Origin of the sequence: Sphingomonas sp. MMS12-HWE2-04 (assembly GCF_044881185.1) — a bacterium.
Lineage (GTDB): Bacteria > Pseudomonadota > Alphaproteobacteria > Sphingomonadales > Sphingomonadaceae > Sphingomonas.
Genome location: NZ_CP173254.1, coordinates 2,765,447 through 2,782,281 on the forward strand (window position 1 = coordinate 2,765,447; position 16,835 = coordinate 2,782,281).

At 67.2% G+C, this 16,835-nt stretch carries 18 protein-coding genes and 1 riboswitch; of the genes, 12 read left to right on the forward strand and 6 right to left on the reverse strand.

All coding sequences use genetic code 11. The features are described from left to right. Positions 1–226: 226 nt before the first annotated feature. Positions 227–1,180 carry a 4-hydroxy-3-methylbut-2-enyl diphosphate reductase gene (gene ispH, locus AB2M62_RS12760; RefSeq protein WP_404334257.1) on the reverse strand — a complete coding sequence of 318 codons (954 nt, stop codon included), beginning with the start codon at positions 1,178–1,180 and terminating at the stop codon, positions 227–229. A gap of 117 nt (positions 1,181–1,297) precedes the next feature. Between ispH and AB2M62_RS12765 the strand changes: the two genes are divergently transcribed. The 8 genes from AB2M62_RS12765 (at position 1,298) to AB2M62_RS12800 (ending at position 8,443) form a co-directional block, all read left to right on the forward strand. Then, a complete protein-coding gene (locus tag AB2M62_RS12765; RefSeq protein ID WP_404334259.1) occupies positions 1,298–1,936 on the forward strand; it encodes a hypothetical protein in 639 nt (212 codons plus the stop codon). A gap of 64 nt (positions 1,937–2,000) precedes the next feature. Then, a riboswitch (glycine riboswitch) is annotated at positions 2,001–2,089 on the forward strand. A gap of 170 nt (positions 2,090–2,259) precedes the next feature. Beyond that, a complete protein-coding gene (gene gcvT, locus AB2M62_RS12770; RefSeq protein ID WP_404334261.1) occupies positions 2,260–3,426 on the forward strand; it encodes a glycine cleavage system aminomethyltransferase GcvT in 1,167 nt (388 codons plus the stop codon). Between the two features lie 3 nt (positions 3,427–3,429). Next, the gene (gene gcvH, locus AB2M62_RS12775; RefSeq protein WP_404334263.1) at positions 3,430–3,798 is read left to right on the forward strand and encodes a glycine cleavage system protein GcvH; all 369 of its coding nucleotides are present in this window, start codon (positions 3,430–3,432) and stop codon (positions 3,796–3,798) included. A 158-nt stretch (positions 3,799–3,956) separates the two neighbouring features. Then, positions 3,957–5,315: an aminomethyl-transferring glycine dehydrogenase subunit GcvPA gene (gene gcvPA, locus AB2M62_RS12780; RefSeq protein WP_404334265.1), complete on the forward strand. Its 1,359-nt coding sequence runs from the start codon at positions 3,957–3,959 to the stop codon at positions 5,313–5,315. Beyond that, positions 5,312–6,883 carry an aminomethyl-transferring glycine dehydrogenase subunit GcvPB gene (gene gcvPB / locus AB2M62_RS12785; RefSeq protein ID WP_404334267.1) on the forward strand — a complete coding sequence of 524 codons (1,572 nt, stop codon included), beginning with the start codon at positions 5,312–5,314 and terminating at the stop codon, positions 6,881–6,883. The genes gcvPA and gcvPB overlap by 4 nt, the downstream gene beginning before the upstream one ends. 23 nt (positions 6,884–6,906) lie before the next feature. Next, complete coding sequence (locus tag AB2M62_RS12790; protein WP_404334269.1) at positions 6,907–7,263, forward strand: DUF6481 family protein; 357 nt, start codon at positions 6,907–6,909, stop codon at positions 7,261–7,263. Positions 7,264–7,329: 66 nt separating this feature from the next. Next, positions 7,330–7,851: a hypothetical protein gene (locus tag AB2M62_RS12795; RefSeq protein WP_404334271.1), complete on the forward strand. Its 522-nt coding sequence runs from the start codon at positions 7,330–7,332 to the stop codon at positions 7,849–7,851. Positions 7,852–7,858: 7 nt separating this feature from the next. Next, complete coding sequence (locus AB2M62_RS12800) at positions 7,859–8,443, forward strand: DUF938 domain-containing protein (protein WP_404334273.1); 585 nt, start codon at positions 7,859–7,861, stop codon at positions 8,441–8,443. Here AB2M62_RS12800 and AB2M62_RS12805 read toward each other — a convergent pair. Both AB2M62_RS12805 and AB2M62_RS12810 read right to left on the reverse strand, forming a co-directional pair. After that, positions 8,440–9,345: a DMT family transporter gene (locus tag AB2M62_RS12805; protein WP_404334275.1), complete on the reverse strand. Its 906-nt coding sequence runs from the start codon at positions 9,343–9,345 to the stop codon at positions 8,440–8,442. The genes AB2M62_RS12800 and AB2M62_RS12805 overlap by 4 nt on opposite strands. Before the next feature lie 43 nt (positions 9,346–9,388). Beyond that, on the reverse strand, positions 9,389–9,796 hold the full coding sequence (locus AB2M62_RS12810) for an acyl-CoA thioesterase (protein ID WP_404334276.1): 408 nt from the start codon (positions 9,794–9,796) through the stop codon (positions 9,389–9,391). 250 nt (positions 9,797–10,046) lie between these two features. Between AB2M62_RS12810 and manD the strand changes: the two genes are divergently transcribed. Then, positions 10,047–11,258, forward strand: coding sequence for a D-mannonate dehydratase ManD (gene manD / locus AB2M62_RS12815; protein WP_404334278.1), 1,212 nt, complete (start codon positions 10,047–10,049; stop codon positions 11,256–11,258). Positions 11,259–11,276: 18 nt separating this feature from the next. On the opposite strand, the gene AB2M62_RS12820 is transcribed toward manD, so the two are convergent. From AB2M62_RS12820 to AB2M62_RS12830, 3 genes are read right to left on the reverse strand one after another with little or no spacing between them, the layout of a single operon-like run. Further along, complete coding sequence (locus tag AB2M62_RS12820) at positions 11,277–11,450, reverse strand: YegP family protein (protein WP_404334280.1); 174 nt, start codon at positions 11,448–11,450, stop codon at positions 11,277–11,279. 40 nt (positions 11,451–11,490) lie between these two features. Further along, positions 11,491–12,588, reverse strand: coding sequence for an NAD(P)/FAD-dependent oxidoreductase (locus tag AB2M62_RS12825; protein WP_404334282.1), 1,098 nt, complete (start codon positions 12,586–12,588; stop codon positions 11,491–11,493). Continuing rightward, on the reverse strand, positions 12,585–13,532 hold the full coding sequence (locus AB2M62_RS12830) for an alpha/beta fold hydrolase (protein WP_404334284.1): 948 nt from the start codon (positions 13,530–13,532) through the stop codon (positions 12,585–12,587). The genes AB2M62_RS12825 and AB2M62_RS12830 overlap by 4 nt, the downstream gene beginning before the upstream one ends. A 49-nt stretch (positions 13,533–13,581) precedes the next feature. Here AB2M62_RS12830 and AB2M62_RS12835 point away from each other — a divergent pair, with 49 nt between their 5' ends. From AB2M62_RS12835 to AB2M62_RS12845, 3 genes are read left to right on the forward strand one after another with little or no spacing between them, the layout of a single operon-like run. Further along, on the forward strand, positions 13,582–14,049 hold the full coding sequence (locus AB2M62_RS12835) for a prepilin peptidase (RefSeq protein WP_404334285.1): 468 nt from the start codon (positions 13,582–13,584) through the stop codon (positions 14,047–14,049). 51 nt (positions 14,050–14,100) lie between these two features. After that, the gene (cpaB, locus tag AB2M62_RS12840) at positions 14,101–15,120 is read left to right on the forward strand and encodes a Flp pilus assembly protein CpaB (RefSeq protein WP_404334287.1); all 1,020 of its coding nucleotides are present in this window, start codon (positions 14,101–14,103) and stop codon (positions 15,118–15,120) included. Between the two features lies 1 nt (position 15,121). Then, positions 15,122–16,816, forward strand: a complete 1,695-nt coding sequence (locus AB2M62_RS12845) for a type II and III secretion system protein family protein (RefSeq protein ID WP_404334289.1) — start codon at positions 15,122–15,124, stop codon at positions 16,814–16,816. Positions 16,817–16,835 lie beyond the last annotated feature (19 nt).

Here is a 16,835-nt window from a genome sequence, read left to right on the forward strand (position 1 = left end):
AAAGCGGGGACCCATCTCCCGGATGGGCGGCGGATACAACCGCAGTTGTGCTTGGGATGAGGATAGGCATTCGGCTCCCCTCCCTGCCTGCAGGGAGGGGCTGGGGGTGGGTGCGCGAGTCTGCGCGCCCAAAGACGCTGTCGCCCAGCACCAAAGCGCCGACCGAGGCATCGAGCCCCGTCGGCGCCAACCCACCCCTAACCCCTCCCTTGCAGGGAGGGGAATTTCAGGCTGCCTCGAGCCCGCGGGGCAGCTTGAACACGACATTCTCTTCGACGGTCTCGACGTCGCGCTCGCGAATCTCGAAGCGTTCCGAAAGCTTGGCGACGAGCTCGCGGACCAGCAGTTCGGGCGCGGAGGCCCCGGCGCTGATCCCGAGCGAGCCGACGCCGTCGAACCAGGTCCAGTCGAGCGCGTCGGCGCGCGGGATCAGATAGGCCGTAGTGCCCTGGCGCTCGGCGACCTCGACGAGGCGCAGCGAATTGGACGAATTCGCGCCACCGATCACCAGCATCAGATCGACCGAGGAGGCGATCGCCTTGACCGCGCCCTGGCGATTGGTGGTGGCATAGCAGATGTCGTTCGGGCCGGGTGCGAGGATCGCGGGGAAGCGGCGCTTGAGCACCTCGAGCGTCGCCGCGGTATCGTCGACCGACAGCGTCGTCTGGGTGAGGAAGGCGAGGTTCTCAGGATCGGCAGCCTGCACCGCCTCGGCATCGGCCGGAGTCTCGATCAGCGTCATCGCGCCGTCGGGAACCTGGCCGAAGGTGCCGATCACTTCGGGATGCCCCTTGTGGCCGATGAACAGGATGTGGCGCCCCGAGGCAACCAGCCGCTCGGCCTGGCGATGGACCTTGGACACCAGCGGGCAGGTCGCGTCGAGATATTCGAGGCCGCGCTCGGCCGCCTTGGCGGGGACCGCCTTGGGCACGCCGTGCGCCGAGAACACCACCGGCACGCCGTCGGGCACCTGATCGAGCTCCTCGACGAAGATCGCGCCCTGCGCCTTGAGCGTATCGACGACGAACTTGTTGTGGACGATCTCGTGCCGGACATAGACCGGCGCGCCATATTTCTCGATCGCCAGCTCGACGATGCGGATCGCGCGATCGACCCCGGCACAGAAGCCGCGCGGCGCGGCGATCAGCACTTCGAGGGCAGGCTTCACAGTCTCGGTCATGATGGAGCCGGCTCTACGCGATTGCTTGCGCGCGCGAAAGCCGGTTCCTATGGTGCCCGCCGTTTCCCGGGCCTCGCGATGCGTGGCCCGTTGTTCCGTCTGAAAGGTGTACCGCCCGTGTCGCTCGCCAAGCTCGCCGTCCCTGCCCTGATCCTGCTGGTTGCCGGCGGCTGCGCCCGCACCGGCGAGATCGCCGAGGGCGGCATCACTGCGGTCCGTTCGGTATGCCCGCGCGTCGGCGTGCCCGTCGGCACCGGCGACCTGACGACATTCAATCCCGCCGACAGCCGCGATTCGACCGCAATCGACGTCACTGCAGTGCTGACCAACGTCGCCTCGACCTGCGACGATGCCAGCGACCAGGTGGTCACCAACGTGACCTTCGACGTGCTCGCCAGCCGCCCCCAGCCGGGGCCGGCGCGCGACGTTACCCTGCCCTATTTCATCACCGTGGTGCGCGGCGGATCGTCGGTGGTCGCCAAGCGCGTCCACCCGTTGACCGTGCATTTCGCCGACGGCCAGGTCCGCGCCCAAGTGAGCGGCCAGGCCAGCGCCACGGTGTCGCGCGCCGCCGCCAGCCTGCCCGAGGACGTCCGCAAGCGGCTGACCGAGAAGCGCAAGGCCGGCGACCAGGCCGCGGCGATGGACCCGCTCGCCGATCCGGCGATCCGCTCGGCGGTGCAGGCCGCGACCTTCGAGGCGCTGGTCGGCTTCCAGCTGACCGAGGATCAGCTGAAGTATAACGCGACGCGCTAAAGCCCGATTGACTCGCACGCCGCGCCCGGCCAAGGCTCGCGGCGTCGATGGGGGGCAACCTTCATGGGCACGCGCGGGAGAGTGTGGGGCAACCCACCGCCGAAGGAGCAACCGCCCCGGAATCTCTCAGGCATCAGGGACCGCGCGCGCCAACGATACTCTGGAAAGCGCTGCCGATGCGGCAGCCACCGAAGGGGTAAGCCGGCCAAGCCCAAGGGCAGTCCGGTCAAAGCTCTCAGGTTCCCGTGACAGAGGGGGCGATGGACCAAAGCGCGGCGACGCGCAGGGCTTCATCGATTCCCCATGCCAACGGAGTGCCGCTTGTGAGCCAGGATCCCCAGAACGAGCCCGAAGGCGACGCCCCCGAAATCCTGACGCTGCCGCTCGACGCCTGGCATCGCGCCCATGGCGGCCGGATGGTGCCGTTCGCCGGCTATCACATGCCCGTCCAATATGAGGGCATCATGGCCGAGCATCTCTGGACACGCGCGCATGCCGGGTTGTTCGACGTCAGCCACATGGGCCAGCTGCTGTTCTCGGGCGAAGGCGCCGATGCCGGGCTCGAGACGCTGCTTCCCGGCGATATCAAGGGTCTGGGCGAAGGGCGGATGCGCTATTCGCTGCTGCTCGCCGACAATGGCGGCATCCATGACGATCTGATGGTCACCAAGCTGCCCGCCGAGAACGGCTTCGAGACGCAAGCCGGCGATTTCTACATGGTCGTCAACGGCGCGTGCAAATGGGACGATATCGGCGTGTTCCGCGAGATGCTGCCCGACGAAGTCGGCATCAGCCATCTCGACGAGCAGGCGCTGCTGGCGCTGCAGGGGCCGGAGGCAGTGACCGCGCTGGAGCGCGTCGTGCCGGGCGTCTCCGCACTGGTGTTCATGACCGCCGCCGCGTTCGAATGGAACGGCAACCCGCTTTGGGTGAGCCGCTCGGGCTATACCGGCGAGGACGGTTTCGAGATCTCGATCCCCGGCGAGGCGGCCGAAGCCTTTGCCGAGGCACTGACCGCGCAGCCCGAGGTCAAGCCGATCGGCCTGGGCGCGCGCGATTCGCTCAGGCTCGAGGCCGGGCTGCCGCTCTACGGGCACGACCTCGACCTGGAGACCACCCCGGTCGCTGCCGATCTGGGCTTCGCGCTGTCGAAGCGCCGGCGCGAGGAAGGCGGCTTCCCTGGCCATGCGCGGATCATGATCGAGCGCGAGAGCGGCCCGATCGCCAAGCGCGTCGGGCTGATCGTCGAGGGCCGCCAGCCGGTGCGCGAAGGCGCCGCGGTGGTCGATGCAGCCGGCGTCGAAGTCGGCAAGGTGACCAGCGGCGGGTTCGCGCCATCGGTCCAGCAGCCGATCGCGATGGCCTATGTGCCCGCCGCGCTCGCCGTGCCGGGGACGCGTGTCACGCTCGCCCAGCGCGGCAAAGTCCATCATGCGGAGATCGCAGCGATGCCCTTCGTCCCCCATCGTTACGTCAGAAAGGGAGCCTGACCCATGCGCTATTTCACCGAAGATCATGAGTGGATCGACGTCGACGGCGAGACCGCGACCGTGGGCATCACCGATTATGCGCAGAGCCAGCTGGGCGACATCGTGTTCGTCGAGACCCCCGAAGAGGGCAAGACCGTGTCCAAGGGCGACGACGCCGCGGTGGTCGAGAGCGTCAAGGCTGCGTCGGACGTCTACGCCCCGGTCGCCGGCACGGTGATCGAAGGCAATGCCGCGCTTGCCGACAATCCTGCGCTGGTCAACGAGGACCCCGAGGGCGAGGGCTGGTTCTTCAAGCTGACGCTCGCCGATGCCGGCGAGCTCGACGCGCTGATGGACGAAGCCGCCTATCAGGACTTCGTCAGCAAGCTGTGATTTCTGCTCCCCTCCCTGCAAGGGAGGGGCCGGGGTTGGGTGCGAGCGACAAGCGAGCGCCTGCCATCCCCACAAAGCGACGCCAGGGGCATCGAGCCCCCGCCGCCGCTGGACCCACCCCTTGCCCCTCCCTTGCAGGGAGGGGTGGAGAGAGTTGAATGCGCTATTTGCCCCTTACCCAGACCGACCGCGAAGCGATGCTTGACGTTATCGGCGCCCAGTCGATCGATGATCTGTTCGCCGATGTGCCCGAGGCTGCGCGGCTGACGGGGCCGATCGCCGGCCTGCCGCTCCATGCCAGCGAGCTCGCGGTGGAGCGCCACATGTCGGCGCTGGCGCGCAAGAACCTGGCGGCAGGCGATGCGCCCTTCTTCCTCGGCGCCGGCGCCTATCGCCACCATGTGCCGGCGAGCGTCGACCATATCATCCAGCGCGGCGAGTTCCTCACCGCTTACACGCCGTACCAGCCGGAAATCGCGCAGGGCACGCTGCAGGTGATGTTCGAGTTCCAGAGCCAGGTCGCGCGGCTGCTCGGCTGCGACGTGGCCAACGCCTCGATGTACGATGGCTCGACGGCATGCTGGGAAGCGATCGTGATGGCGCGGCGCGTCACCCGGCGCGGCAAGGCGATCCTCTCGGGCGGGCTGCACCCGCATTATGTTTCCGTGGCCAAGACCATGGCCAAGTTCACCGGCGACCAGCTGGTCACGTCGCTGCCGGTGTTCAGCCCCGAGCCCGACACGCTCGACCTGATCAACGCAATCGACGACGACACTTCGTGCGTGGTCGTCCAATATCCCGACATTCTCGGCCGCATCGAGGATATGAGCGCGCTCGCCGAGGCGTGCCACGCCAAGAAGGCGCTGCTCGTCGCCGTGGTCACCGAGCCGGTGGCGCTGGGGGCGATCAAGTCGCCGGGTGAGATGGGCGCGGACATCGTCGTCGGCGAAGGCCAGTCGATCGGCGTCGGCCTCCAGTTTGGCGGCCCGTATGTCGGGCTGTTCGCCTGTTCGGACAAATTGGTGCGCCAGATGCCGGGCCGGCTGTGCGGCGAGACCGTCGACGCCGAGGGCAAGCGCGGCTTCGTGCTGACGCTGAGCACCCGCGAGCAGCATATCCGCCGCGAAAAGGCGACGTCGAACATCTGCACCTCGTCGGTGCTGTGCGCGCTGGCGATGTCGGCGCACATGACGCTGCTGGGCGAAGCCGGGCTTCGCCGCCTGGCCGAACTCAACCATGTCGGCGCCAGCGCCGCTGCCGACCGGCTTGCCGAGGTGGACGGGGTCGAGCTGGTCACCGACCGGTTCTTCAACGAGTTCACGCTGAAGCTGTCGAAGGAAGCGCGCCCCGTGGTCCGTACGCTGGCCGACAAGGGCATCCTGGCCGGCGTGTCGCTGGGCCGCCTCTATCCCGACGCCCCCGATCTGGCCAACGGCCTGATCGTCGCGGTCACCGAAACCACCACCGAGGAGGATGTCGAAACGCTTGCCTCCGCGCTCGAGGAGGTGCTGGCATGAGCACGATCAACCAGTCCGGCTGGCGCCCCACCACCCCGCAGGCAGGCGAAGCCGGCGGCGAGACCTTCACCGGCAATCGCGCGCTGATGCTCGAAGAGCCGCTGATCTTCGAAATCGGATCGACGCAGACCACCGGCGTCGATTTCGCCGAGGCGCCTTCGGGCAAGTCGCGGCTCGGCGGCCTGGAACGCACGCAGACGATCGGGCTCCCCGGCCTGTCCGAGCCGGAGACGGTGCGACACTACACCCGGCTCAGCCGCCAGAATTATGCCATCGACCTCGGGCTGTTCCCGCTGGGCAGCTGCACGATGAAGCACAATCCGCGGCTCAACGAGCGGATCGCGCGCCTTCCGGGCTTTGCCGACATCCACCCGCTCCAGCCGGTCGATACCGTGCAGGGTGCGCTGGGCGTGATCAACGAACTGGCCCAGTGGCTGATCAAGCTTACCGGAATGCACGGCGTGGCGATGACCCCCAAGGCCGGCGCGCATGGCGAGCTTTGCGGCATCCTGTGCATCAAGGCGGCACTCGAGGCGCGCGGCGATGATCGCCGGGTGCTGCTGGTGCCGACCAGCGCGCACGGCACCAACCCGGCCACCGCGGCCTTTGCCGGCTTTACTGTCGAGGACATTCCCGCAACGGCAGACGGGCGCGTCGACCTCGATGCGCTCAAGGCGCGACTCGGGCCCGATGTCGCCGGCGTGATGATCACCAACCCCAATACCTGCGGCCTGTTCGAGCGCGACATGAAGGCGATTTCGGACGCGGTGCATGAAGCGGGCGGCTATGTCTATTGCGACGGCGCGAACTTCAACGCGATCGTCGGCCGCGTGCGTCCGGGCGATCTCGGCATCGATGCGATGCACATCAATCTGCACAAGACCTTCTCGACGCCGCATGGCGGCGGCGGGCCGGGATCGGGTCCGGTGGTGCTATCCGAGGCGCTTTCGCCTTATGGCCCGCTGCCCTTCACCGAGCTCTACGAAGACGGCCATATCACGCTGGTGGAAGAAGAGACGGTCGGCGACCGCCATCCGCACACCTTTGGCCGGATGACTGCGTTCCAGGGCCAGATGGGCATGTTCACCCGCGCGCTCACCTACATCCTGTCCCACGGCGCCGACGGGCTGCGCCAGGTTGCCGAAGATTCGGTGCTCAACGCCAACTATGTGCTGCGTTCGATGGCGGACATTCTGGACGCGCCGTTCGCCAAGAGCGGTCCGTGCATGCACGAAGCGATTTTTTCTGATAAGGGGCTCCCCGAAGGCTTCTCGACGATCGACATCGCCAAGGGCCTTATCGACGAGGGTTTCCATCCGATGACGGTTTATTTTCCGCTCGTCGTCCATGGCGCGATGCTCGTCGAGCCGACCGAGACCGAAAGCAAGGCGACGCTGGACCAGTTCATCGGCGCGTTCCGTTCGGTCGCTGCCCGGGCGAAGAATGGCGAGCCGGCACTCAAGTCGGCGCCGCACTTCGCCCCGCGCCGCCGCCTGGATGAAACCCAGGCGGCACGCAAGCCGGTGCTGACGTGGAAGGAAACCCCTTCCGCGCAAGCAGCGGAATAACGATCCAGGAGTTTAGACGCTTAGTGACCTACAACGATACTTTCCGCGACCGGCTCGGGCGCTCCAACGACGCCAAGAAGAAGGCGCTCGAAAAGCTCAAGACGCAGCCGCGCCTGAGCGAAGCCGAGCTTGCCGAGCGCAAGGCTGCGCGCCTCGCCCGCGAGGCGGCAGAGGCCGAAGCGCGCGCGGCGAAGAAGGCTGCGATCGAAGCCGCCAAGGCGGCGGCCGAGCAGGCCAAGGCCGAGAAGCTCGCAGCCGAGGCTGCGGCTGCCGAAGCCGCGCGCGCCAAGCTCACCGCTTCGCTGAGCGTGCCGACCGCGGAAGAGCGCAAGGCCGCGCGCGACGCGAAATATGCGGCCCGCAAGGCCCGCAAGAAATGAGGCGATGCGCCGTCGGGATCTCTCGACGGCGCTTGCAATTGACGGCAGGATGAACAGGATCGCGGCATGAACCCTGCCGCTTCCGAGCCGAGCCTGCTCCGCTACGCCCTGCCCTTCGCCATCATCCTTGTCGTGCTGGTCTTTCGCATGCGGCGGATGTCGCGCGAACGGCCGCTCAAGATTGGGCTGCTGTGGATCGTGCCGGCACTCTATCTCGTCGTCGCGGGCTTCGCCTTTGTGCGTTTCCCGCCGCACGGCCTCGGCTGGGTCTATAGCGTGCTCGGCCTCACCGCCGGCGCAGCCTTGGGCTGGCAACGCGGCAGGCTGATGCAGATCCGCGTCGACCCCGAGACCCACGCCATCTGGCAGAAGGGCAGCTGGGCGGCGATGGCGTTCATCCTCGTGCTGATCCTGGTGCGCAGCGGCGCGCGCAGTGCCGCGCAATTCGGCGGACCCGCGATGCATATCGACGTGATGATGGTCACCGACATCCTGATCGCCTTCGCGCTCGGGCTGCTGACCGCGCAGCGTGTCGAGATGTTCCTGCGCGCGAGGCGGCTGCTCGAGGCGGCGCGCGCGCCGGCGTGATGGCGCAATGACCGCGCTTCACGCCCCGGCCACGGCACGCAACCGCGATCCCATCGCGACGGTGCTCGCCGAAGTCCTGCCCGATAGCGGCCTCGTGCTGGAAGTGGCGAGCGGTACCGGCGAACATTGCGCCTGGTTTGCCGAGCGCTTCCCGGGCGTCGAATGGCAGCCGAGCGATCCCGACCCCGAGGCCCGCGACTCGATCGCTTCATGGTGCGCCGATCTGGCCAATGTCCGCGCGCCGATCGCGCTCGACGCCGCGGGGCCTGACTGGCCGATGGCGCAGGCCGACGCGGTGCTGTGCATTAACATGGTCCATATCAGCCCGTGGGAGGCCACGCTGGGCCTGATGACGGGCGCCGCGCGGCTGCTCGCGCCGGGCGCGGCGCTGGTGCTGTACGGCCCGTATCGGCGGCACGGTGTGGCGACGGCGGAGTCGAACGAGGCGTTCGACGTGTCACTCAAGCAGCGCAACCCTGCCTGGGGGCTGCGCCAGGTCGAGGACGTGACCGCCGCCGCGCGCGGCTTCGTGCTCGAGCGGTTGGTCGAAATGCCGGCGAACAACCTGACGCTGGTGTTTCGCCGCAGCTAGGATGCCGGCGCGTCGGTCGCCGAGTTGGTCTGGGTGATGTGGCGCACGCGCTCGCGCCAGACGATATAAAGCCCGCTCGCGATAATCACCGGGGCGCCGATCCAGGTATAGGGGGTGGGCCAGGCGCCGAAGATCAGCCAGCCATAGAGCGTGCCCCAGATCAGGCTCGAATAGTCCATCGGCACTACCGCCGAGACCGGGGCGAAGCGCAGCGATCCGGTGAGCGCGAGCTGCCCTATCCCGCCGATCAGTCCGATCGCGACCAGTATCGCCCAGGTCGCGGCGTCGTGCGGTTGGAGCTGGAAGGCATAGGCCAGCCCGAGCGGCGGCAGCGAGAGCACCGAGAACCAGAATACCGTCGTCCCCGCGCTCTCGGTCTTGCCGATCTGGCGCAGCAGGATCGCGACGATCGCGACGAACAGCGCCGCCATCAACCCGACAACGGCGCCGTATAGCGGGAAATGCCCGCTCCAGGGCTGCGCGACGATCAATACCCCGACGAAACCGGCGATGACGGCACCCCAACGGTGCCAGCCGGTACTCTCGCGCAGCACCAGCGCGCCGAGGATGGTCGCGAAGATCGGGACGGTGAATTGCAGCGTCGTGGCCTCGGCGAGCGGCAGCACCAGTACGGCGCCGAAGGTGAACACCATGCCCGTCAACCCGACCGCAGTGCGCGAGACATGCGCGCCGAAGCGCCGCGTGCGTACCGAGCCCAGGCCCGGGCCCATCGCGATCCAGGCAGCGACCAGCGGCACTGCCCAGAACTGGCGGTGAAACATCGTCTCGGCGAGCGTCGCGCCATGCGCCTCGGCAAGCTTGATCAGCGCCGACATCGTGGAGAGGCAAGCGATGGCGAAGAGCCGGAGGCCGAGGCCCTTGAGAACGCGATCGCTGTGCACCGGCCGCGGTTAGGCGGCGGTGGCCAAGCGCACAAGCGTGCGCTCAGGCGTCCTTGATCAGGAACATGTCGATGACGCTCTGCGCGATGCGAGCAGGGCGGTGGGTCTTGGCGTCGAGGCAACACCAGCTCGACTTCACCTCGGCGAGCACATCCGAGCCGCGCTTGATGATCGTCTCGTAAAAGACGCGCGCGCCATGGACCTTTTCGAGCAGCACCGTGGCGACGACGTCGTCGTCGAGGAACGCCGGGCGACGATAAGTGATCTCGTGCTTGAGCGCGACCCAGAGATGCTCGGTAACGGCATCGGCGGGCGCGAGACGCTGCCAATGGCTGATCACCGCGGCCTGGACCCATTTCAAATAGCTGGCATTGTTCACATGCCCCATGAAGTCGATATCGTCTTGGGCGACGTCGACACGATATTCAAAGGGAAGTGCTTGCGAGGCCATGCAGCTTTGATAGCTGCGCTGCAACAAAAGCGCGAGTCTATTCAGGCGCCTGAAATTTTCGTGCCCTTTTGGGGCGAAGTATGCTGTCGTAAAGAAATGGGCTGTCATGCCAATATCGCGATTGGCTTGACAATGAATGCCGTTGCGGCTTGCGGGAAAAGCGATGTCGGGGTCCTGGCGATCTCGGCCGTTCTTGACAGCACCCGCCATCCGCCCCGATGGCTCACATAATCAGACAAAAGGTACAGCGATGCCCCGCATTACGTCCGCCCGCGTGATCGTCACTTGCCCCGGGCGCAATTTCGTCACGCTCAAGATCGAGACCGACCAGGGCATTTACGGCGTGGGCGACGCGACGCTCAACGGGCGCGAGCTGGCGGTGGTGAGCTATCTCGAGGATCACGTCATCCCCTGCCTGATCGGGCGCGACGCGCACCGCATCGAGGATATCTGGCAGTATCTCTACAAGGGCGCGTATTGGCGGCGCGGCCCGGTGACGATGTCCGCGATTGCCGCAGTCGACATGGCGCTGTGGGACATTAAGGGGAAGGTCGCCGGCCTGCCGGTCTATCAATTGCTCGGCGGGGCGAGCCGCGAGGGCTGCATGGTCTATGGCCATGCCAATGGATCGGACATCGAAGAGACGATCGACCGCGCCCGGGAGTATCTCGAGCAAGGCTATAAGGCGGTGCGGCTCCAGTCCGGCGTGCCGGGACTGGCGGCGACCTATGGCGTGTCGGGCGAGCGCTTCTATTACGAGCCGGCGAAGGGATCGCTACCCGACGAGACGCTGTGGTCGACTTCGAAATATATGAACCACGTCCCCAAGCTGTTCGAGCGCGGGCGCGACGCGCTGGGCTGGGACGTGCATCTGCTCCATGACGTCCACCATAGGCTGACGCCGATCGAGGCCGGGCGGCTGGGCAAGGATCTCGAGCCCTACCGATTGTTCTGGCTCGAGGACGCGACGCCGGCTGAGAACCAGGCCGCGTTCCGGCTGATCCGCCAGCACACCACCACTCCGCTGGCGGTGGGCGAGATCTTCAATTCGATCTGGGATGCCAAGCAGCTGATCGAGGAGCAGCTGATCGACTATATCCGATCCACTGTGGTCCATGCCGGCGGGATCACCCATCTGCGCCGCATCGCCGCACTGGCCGACCTCTATCAGGTGCGCACCGGCTGCCACGGCGCAACCGACCTTTCGCCGGTGAGCATGGCCGCCGCGCTGCATTTCGGCCTGTCGGTGCCCAATTTCGGCATCCAGGAATATATGCGCCACACCGAAGAGACCGATGCGGTGTTCCCGCACGCCTATCGCATCGACAAGGGGCTGATGCACCCCGGCGAGGCGCCCGGCCTAGGCGTCGACATCGACGAGGCGCTTGCCGGCGCCTACGAATATAAGCGCGCCTTTCTGCCGGTGAACCGGCTCGAAGACGGGACGATGTGGAACTGGTGAGGCCGGGCGCCTCGCGCTTCAGCCTTCTTCGACCGTGGCTTGCGGGCCGTTCTTGAGGATCAATTCGATCGCGTTCTTGGCGCCGGCCTTGCTCGAATAGCCCTCAGTCCAGAAGATCGTTTCCGCGTTGTACTTGAACTTGGCGACATAGTCGCCGGACTTGTTCTGCTCGATCACGAACTTGTGTGCCATGCGACTCACTCCTCTCGTTTCGGAGCGGGGAGGCTAGCACTTATGCGCGACGGTTGCGAAAGCGCTTCGGCGCATAGACCGCCGCGTCGATCCCCGCCAAGGCTCGATCGGGCGCGTGGCCGCGCAGCAGCGCCGCGGCGAGCTTGGCGGCGGCCGGCGCGGTCTGGATGCCGAAGCCGCCCTGGCCGGCGCACCAGAAAAAGCCTTCGACCGCGGGATCGAAGCCGTAAACGGGAAGGCGATCGGGCGCGAAGCTGCGCAGCCCGGCCCATTTGTGCTCGAGCTTCTCGACCCGCCAATCGACGACCCGCTCGAAGCGATCGATCGCAGTGGCGACATCGATCTCCTCGGGCGCAGCATCGCAGGGATCGCTGGCGATTTCGTCATGCGGGCTGAGCCACAGCCGCCCACCCGCTTCGGGCTTGAAATAGAAGCTGCCGCCGATGTGCATGACATGCGGGCAGTCAGCAGGCGGCGCCGGATCGGTCCGCAGCTGGAGCATGGTCCGGCGATAGGGCTGGATGCCGATCGGCGCGACGCCCGCGATCTGCGCGACCTGATCGGCCCAGGCGCCTGCGGCATCGACGAGTATCGCCGCGGAGAAACTGCCTGTCCGCGTCTCGATCCGCCAAGTCCCGCCCTCGCGCCGCGCCGATTCGAGCGCGGCCGAAGTCGCCAGCGTAACGCCCGCCTGGCGTGCCGCCGCCAGATAGGCCGCGTGCAGCCCCGCGACGTCGATATATTCGCAGCTCGGCTCCAGCACCCCCAGGGTCCATTCGCGGCGCAGCCCGGGCAGATAGGCGCGCGGATCGACGCTGCGCAGTTCGACCCCGCTCCCTTCGAACCGGGCGAGAAACGCGTCGATCGCCGCCGCCTCGCCGTCGCGGCCGATATGGAGCGCGCCGAGCGGATCGAGATGGCCGCCGGCGCGCAGCAGCGGGCCCGAGGCGGTGGTGAGCGGCTGGATGCCGGGCCCGCCATAGGTTTCCGACCAGAAGGCAGCCGAGCGACCGGTGGCATGGTAGCCCGGGCGATCCTCGGCCTCGAGCAGCAGCACCCGCACCTCGGGCCCCAGTTCGGCGGCGAGGCTCGCCCCCGCTATCCCCGCTCCGACGATCGCGACGTCGTACCGGCTCAACGGCGCTGCGCCCTCGCCGCCAGGAACAGGTCGATCTCGGCGAGCGCGCGATTGCGCACCGGATCGGCCTCGCGCAGGACTTCATGCGCGCTCTCGCTGCCGAAGGTGACGACGCGGACATCGGGCAGCTTGGGTGCGACGCGGAGCGCGGCCCTGGCGTCGACCAGCCCATCGGCCTTGGCGACCAGCATCAGCGTCGGCACGCGCATCTGACGCAGCGCAGGATTGGCGGCGAGCTCCCTCATCGAGCGGAAGCCCTCGGTCACCCAGCGCCAGCTCGGCGGGCCGGTGAGGATCGCGGGATCGTGCTTCTGCCACCAGATCTCGTCCGAATAGCGTTCGGGATCATGGGTCAGCAGGTTCTGCCGGGTCTCGGTGGTATAGGGTTTCTCATTGCCCTTCCACGCGGCGCGGGACGGGTTGCCCAGCCCGCTCAGCAGCCTGGCGGCGCGCTCGGCAAAAGGCCCGAACAAGCCACGCTTGAAGCCGAGCATCGGCGCGACGAGCACCGCGGCGTCGGGGCGAATCGCGCCCTCGGCGAGCGCGCGGAGCACCAGATGCCCGCCCATCGAATGCCCTGCGACGACATGGGGGCCCGGCGTCGCGCGCACCCACTCGGCGTAGAAGGCGGCGAGATCGGCGATATACTCGCCATAATCGTCGATATGGCCGCAATTGCGCGCGTCGGTGAGCCGGCCCGATCCACCCTGGCCACGCCAATCGAACGACGTCACCGTCCAGCCCTGGCGATGCCAATGCGCGAAGGTTTCGAGATATTTCTCGAACACGTCGCCGCGGCCGCCCTGGAAAAGGATCGAGCCGCGCGGCGCCGCGGTTTCGGCGGGCCACGCAAAAGCGCGCAATTCCCAGCCATCGGGTGCGCTCCAGCGGTGGATACTGGCGCCGGCGGGAATCGCGCGGCGGTCCATCAGGAAAGATGCCATGGCGCGTGGTTACGTTTTCGTAAGCCGTCCCGTCTAGGGATTTGGCGCAATGGGGGTGGTCGCAGCCTTTTCTCTCGCCGCTTTGGCGTTGCTCTTGGTCTCGTGCGGGATCCAGGACGCGAAGACGCGCGAGATCGCCAATTGGAAAAACGCGGCGATCGCGTGCCTCGCGCCCTTGTGGTGGTGGGCGAATGGTCTTGCGTTGTGGCCCGACATTGCGATCCAGATCGGCATCGCCATCGCGGTGTTCCTCGTCTTTTTCGCTGCGTTCTGCCTCGGCCAGATGGGGGGTGGCGACGTCAAGATGCTCGGCGCACTCGCGCTGTGGCTGCCGCTTCAGCCGCTGATCTGGATGCTCATCCTGATGTCGCTGCTCGGCGGCGCGCTCACAATCGTACTGCTCGTCGAACAGAAAATCCGCCGCCGCGAGGCGGTTCCCGAGATTCCCTATGGCGTCGCAATCGCCATCGCGGCCCTTCTCGTTTTTCGCGAACCAATTCTTAACCAGTTCCAGTGATGATTAACGCCGGGACCATCCGGCCAACGTATTGAAAAGGCTTGAAGCGAAATGGATGCACGCAAGCTCATTCTGCTCGTCGGCGCGCTCTTCGTCGCGGCGATCACGGCATTCATGGCGCGCAGCCTGATGGCGGGCTCTTCGGCGCCTGCCGCCGAAGCGGCACCCGTCACGGCACCAGCCAACACCACCGAGGTGCTCGTCGCGACGCGCGCGCTGCCGGTCGGCACGATCCTCGATGCCGAGGCTGTGAAGTTCGTCGCCTGGCCCAAGGAGCTCGTCGAGGGCGCCTATTACGTCAAGGGCCAGACCGACGCCGCCAAGCTTCAGGGCACCGTGGTGCGCTTCGCGATCCCTGCAGGCCAGCCGTTGACCCAGGGCGCCGTGGTCAAGCCGGGTGATCGTGGCTTCCTCGCCGCCGCGCTGGGCGCCGGCATGCGCGCCGTCACCGTGCCGGTTTCGGCCCAGAGCGCCGTTGCCGGCTTCGTTTTCCCGGGCGACCGCGTCGACCTGATCCTCACCCAGTCGGTCGCCGGTGGCGGCGACGGTCCGCCGCTTAAGGCGTCGGAGACCGTGATGCGCAACCTGCGCGTCCTCGCCACCGACCAGCGCACCGACAAGGGCGTCGACGACAAGGGCAACACCGTCGTCACCAACTATTCGACCGTGACCGTCGAGGCGACGCCCAAGATCGCCGAGAAGATCGCGGTGGCCCAGACCGTGGGCACGCTCTCGCTGTCGCTGCGCTCGATCGCCGACAACCAGGGCGAACTCGAGGAAGCGATCGCCAATGGCGACGTCAACGTTCCCGCCAATGGCGATGCCAAGGCGGAGAAGGAAATGCTCGCCCGGGTCGCGGCGCGTCCGCAGGACGCCGGCGGCGGGTTCGCTACGGGTGCCGATGTGTCGCGCTTCCAGCGCCGCACCGTGCCCGGCAAGAACGAGGGTGACGGTCCTGCGGCCGCGCCGGTCGCAGCTTCCGGAGTGGGCGCCGTTCGCCCGCAGGGCCCTGTGGTGGTCGTGTCGCGTGGCAATGCCGAAACCGTAGTTCCTCTCGGGGGTAAGAACTGACATGCGCAAGAATCATCTGTTGAGGCAGTCGCTCGGCGCGATCGTCTCGGCGGCACTGGTGGGCATTCCGGCGACGGGCATGGCGCAGACCGCGAAGAGCGGCCGCAGCGTCGGCGTCGCCTCGCTCCCGGCCGGCACCCAGCGCCCGACCCGCGAGGTCCTGCTTTCGGTCGGCCAGGGCGAACTGATCACCCTGCCTGCCGCGGTGACCAGCGTCTGGACCTCGAACCCGGGCGTCGCCGACGTCTATGTCAACAATCCGCGCCAGATCCACCTGTTCGGCAAAGAGTTCGGCGAAGCGACGGTGTTCGCCACCAACGCCGCCGGCGCGGTGATCTATTCGACCAACGTGCGCGTCAGCCAGAACATCACTTCGGTCGATCGCATGCTCAAGGCGGCGATGCCCGACACCGACATCACGGTGACGACCGTCGGCCAGATCGCCGTGCTCAACGGCACCGTGCGTTCGCCGGCCGACAGCGAGCAGGCGCAGCGCCTGGTGACGTCGATCCTCAATCCGGGCGTCAATGTGGGCGACCCCGCGGCGATGCTGAAGATCGGCGTGATCAACCGGCTCAAGATGGCGACCCCGCTTCAGGTGCAGTTGCAGGTGCGCTTCGCCGAAGTGAGCCGCAGCTTCGTCAAGGACGTGGGCGTCAACATCCTGACCCGCGACCAGACCAGCGGCTTCCAGTTCGGCGTCCAGTCCGGCACGCGCGTTCCCGGCACGATCACCACGCCGACGCTGTCGAACCTTCCGGTTCTCGATGCCTCGTCGCGTTTCGGCTTCCCGGCGGGCACGATCAGCCTGCCCTATGACCCGGCGCGCGGCGACTTCGTCTATCCGGGCACCGGTACGACCTTCGCGCCCACCAAGGGCACCGACAACGGCACGCTGAGCTTCGCGGGCAAGCTGCTCGGGCTCGACGTGCTCTCGGCACTCGATCTGGGCGAGAAGATCGGCCAGGTCTCGACGCTGACCAGCCCGAATCTCTCGGCGCTGTCGGGCGAAACCGGCACCTTCCTCGCCGGCGGCGAAATCCCGATCTTGGTGAGCCAGGGCTTCGGCGCGGTCTCGGTCGAGTATAAGCAGTATGGCGTCAGCCTTGCCTACACGCCGACCGTCCTCGCCGATGGCCGCATCTCGCTGCGGGTTCGTCCCGAAGTGTCGCAGCTCTCGGCGGCGGGCGCGGTCACGCTCAACAACGTCCAGATCCCGGCGCTGACCACGCGGCGCGCCGAGACCACGGTCGAAATCGGTTCGGGCGAGAGCATGGTGATCGCCGGGCTGATGCAGAACAGCCACGACAATGCGATCGACAAGACCCCGGGGCTCGGCGACGTGCCGGTGCTCGGCTCGCTGTTCCGCTCGAATGCCTTCAAGCGCAACGAGACCGAGCTGGTGATCGTGATCACGCCGTATCTGGTGAAGCCGGTCAATTCGAGCGAGATCAAGCTGCCGACCGACAATTATCAGGCGCCGAACGACTTCCAGCGCATCATCGGCGGCCAGATCAGCGCAGGCAGCAATGCGCCGCGCCCGGTCCCGACGATGGCCGAACCCGTAGGCACGCCGTCGGTGGGTGCGCTCGCCCCGGTTCCGACGGCGCCGGCATCCGGGCAGCAGCCCAAGGCCACTCCGGCTTCCACGCCCAAGAAGAAGGGGGCGTCCGCCGCCCCCGGCTTCGGTTTCTGAGTCCCGAGGAGACCGTTAA

Bases quoted from the DNA above. Each gene is read 5' to 3' on its own strand.
- ispH (WP_404334257.1), bottom strand. From the start codon at position 1,180: ATGACCGAGACTGTGAAGCCTGCCCTCGAAGTGCTGATCGCCGCGCCG.
- gcvH (WP_404334263.1), top strand. From the start codon at position 3,430: ATGCGCTATTTCACCGAAGATCATGAGTGGATCGACGTCGACGGCGAG.
- gcvPA (WP_404334265.1), top strand. From the start codon at position 3,957: ATGCGCTATTTGCCCCTTACCCAGACCGACCGCGAAGCGATGCTTGAC.
- gcvPB (WP_404334267.1), top strand. From the start codon at position 5,312: ATGAGCACGATCAACCAGTCCGGCTGGCGCCCCACCACCCCGCAGGCA.
- AB2M62_RS12795 (WP_404334271.1), top strand. From the start codon at position 7,330: ATGAACCCTGCCGCTTCCGAGCCGAGCCTGCTCCGCTACGCCCTGCCC.
- AB2M62_RS12800 (WP_404334273.1), top strand. From the start codon at position 7,859: ATGACCGCGCTTCACGCCCCGGCCACGGCACGCAACCGCGATCCCATC.
- AB2M62_RS12810 (WP_404334276.1), bottom strand. From the start codon at position 9,796: ATGGCCTCGCAAGCACTTCCCTTTGAATATCGTGTCGACGTCGCCCAA.
- manD (WP_404334278.1), top strand. From the start codon at position 10,047: ATGCCCCGCATTACGTCCGCCCGCGTGATCGTCACTTGCCCCGGGCGC.
- AB2M62_RS12820 (WP_404334280.1), bottom strand. From the start codon at position 11,450: ATGGCACACAAGTTCGTGATCGAGCAGAACAAGTCCGGCGACTATGTC.
- AB2M62_RS12830 (WP_404334284.1), bottom strand. From the start codon at position 13,532: ATGGCATCTTTCCTGATGGACCGCCGCGCGATTCCCGCCGGCGCCAGT.
- AB2M62_RS12835 (WP_404334285.1), top strand. From the start codon at position 13,582: ATGGGGGTGGTCGCAGCCTTTTCTCTCGCCGCTTTGGCGTTGCTCTTG.
- cpaB (WP_404334287.1), top strand. From the start codon at position 14,101: ATGGATGCACGCAAGCTCATTCTGCTCGTCGGCGCGCTCTTCGTCGCG.
- AB2M62_RS12845 (WP_404334289.1), top strand. From the start codon at position 15,122: ATGCGCAAGAATCATCTGTTGAGGCAGTCGCTCGGCGCGATCGTCTCG.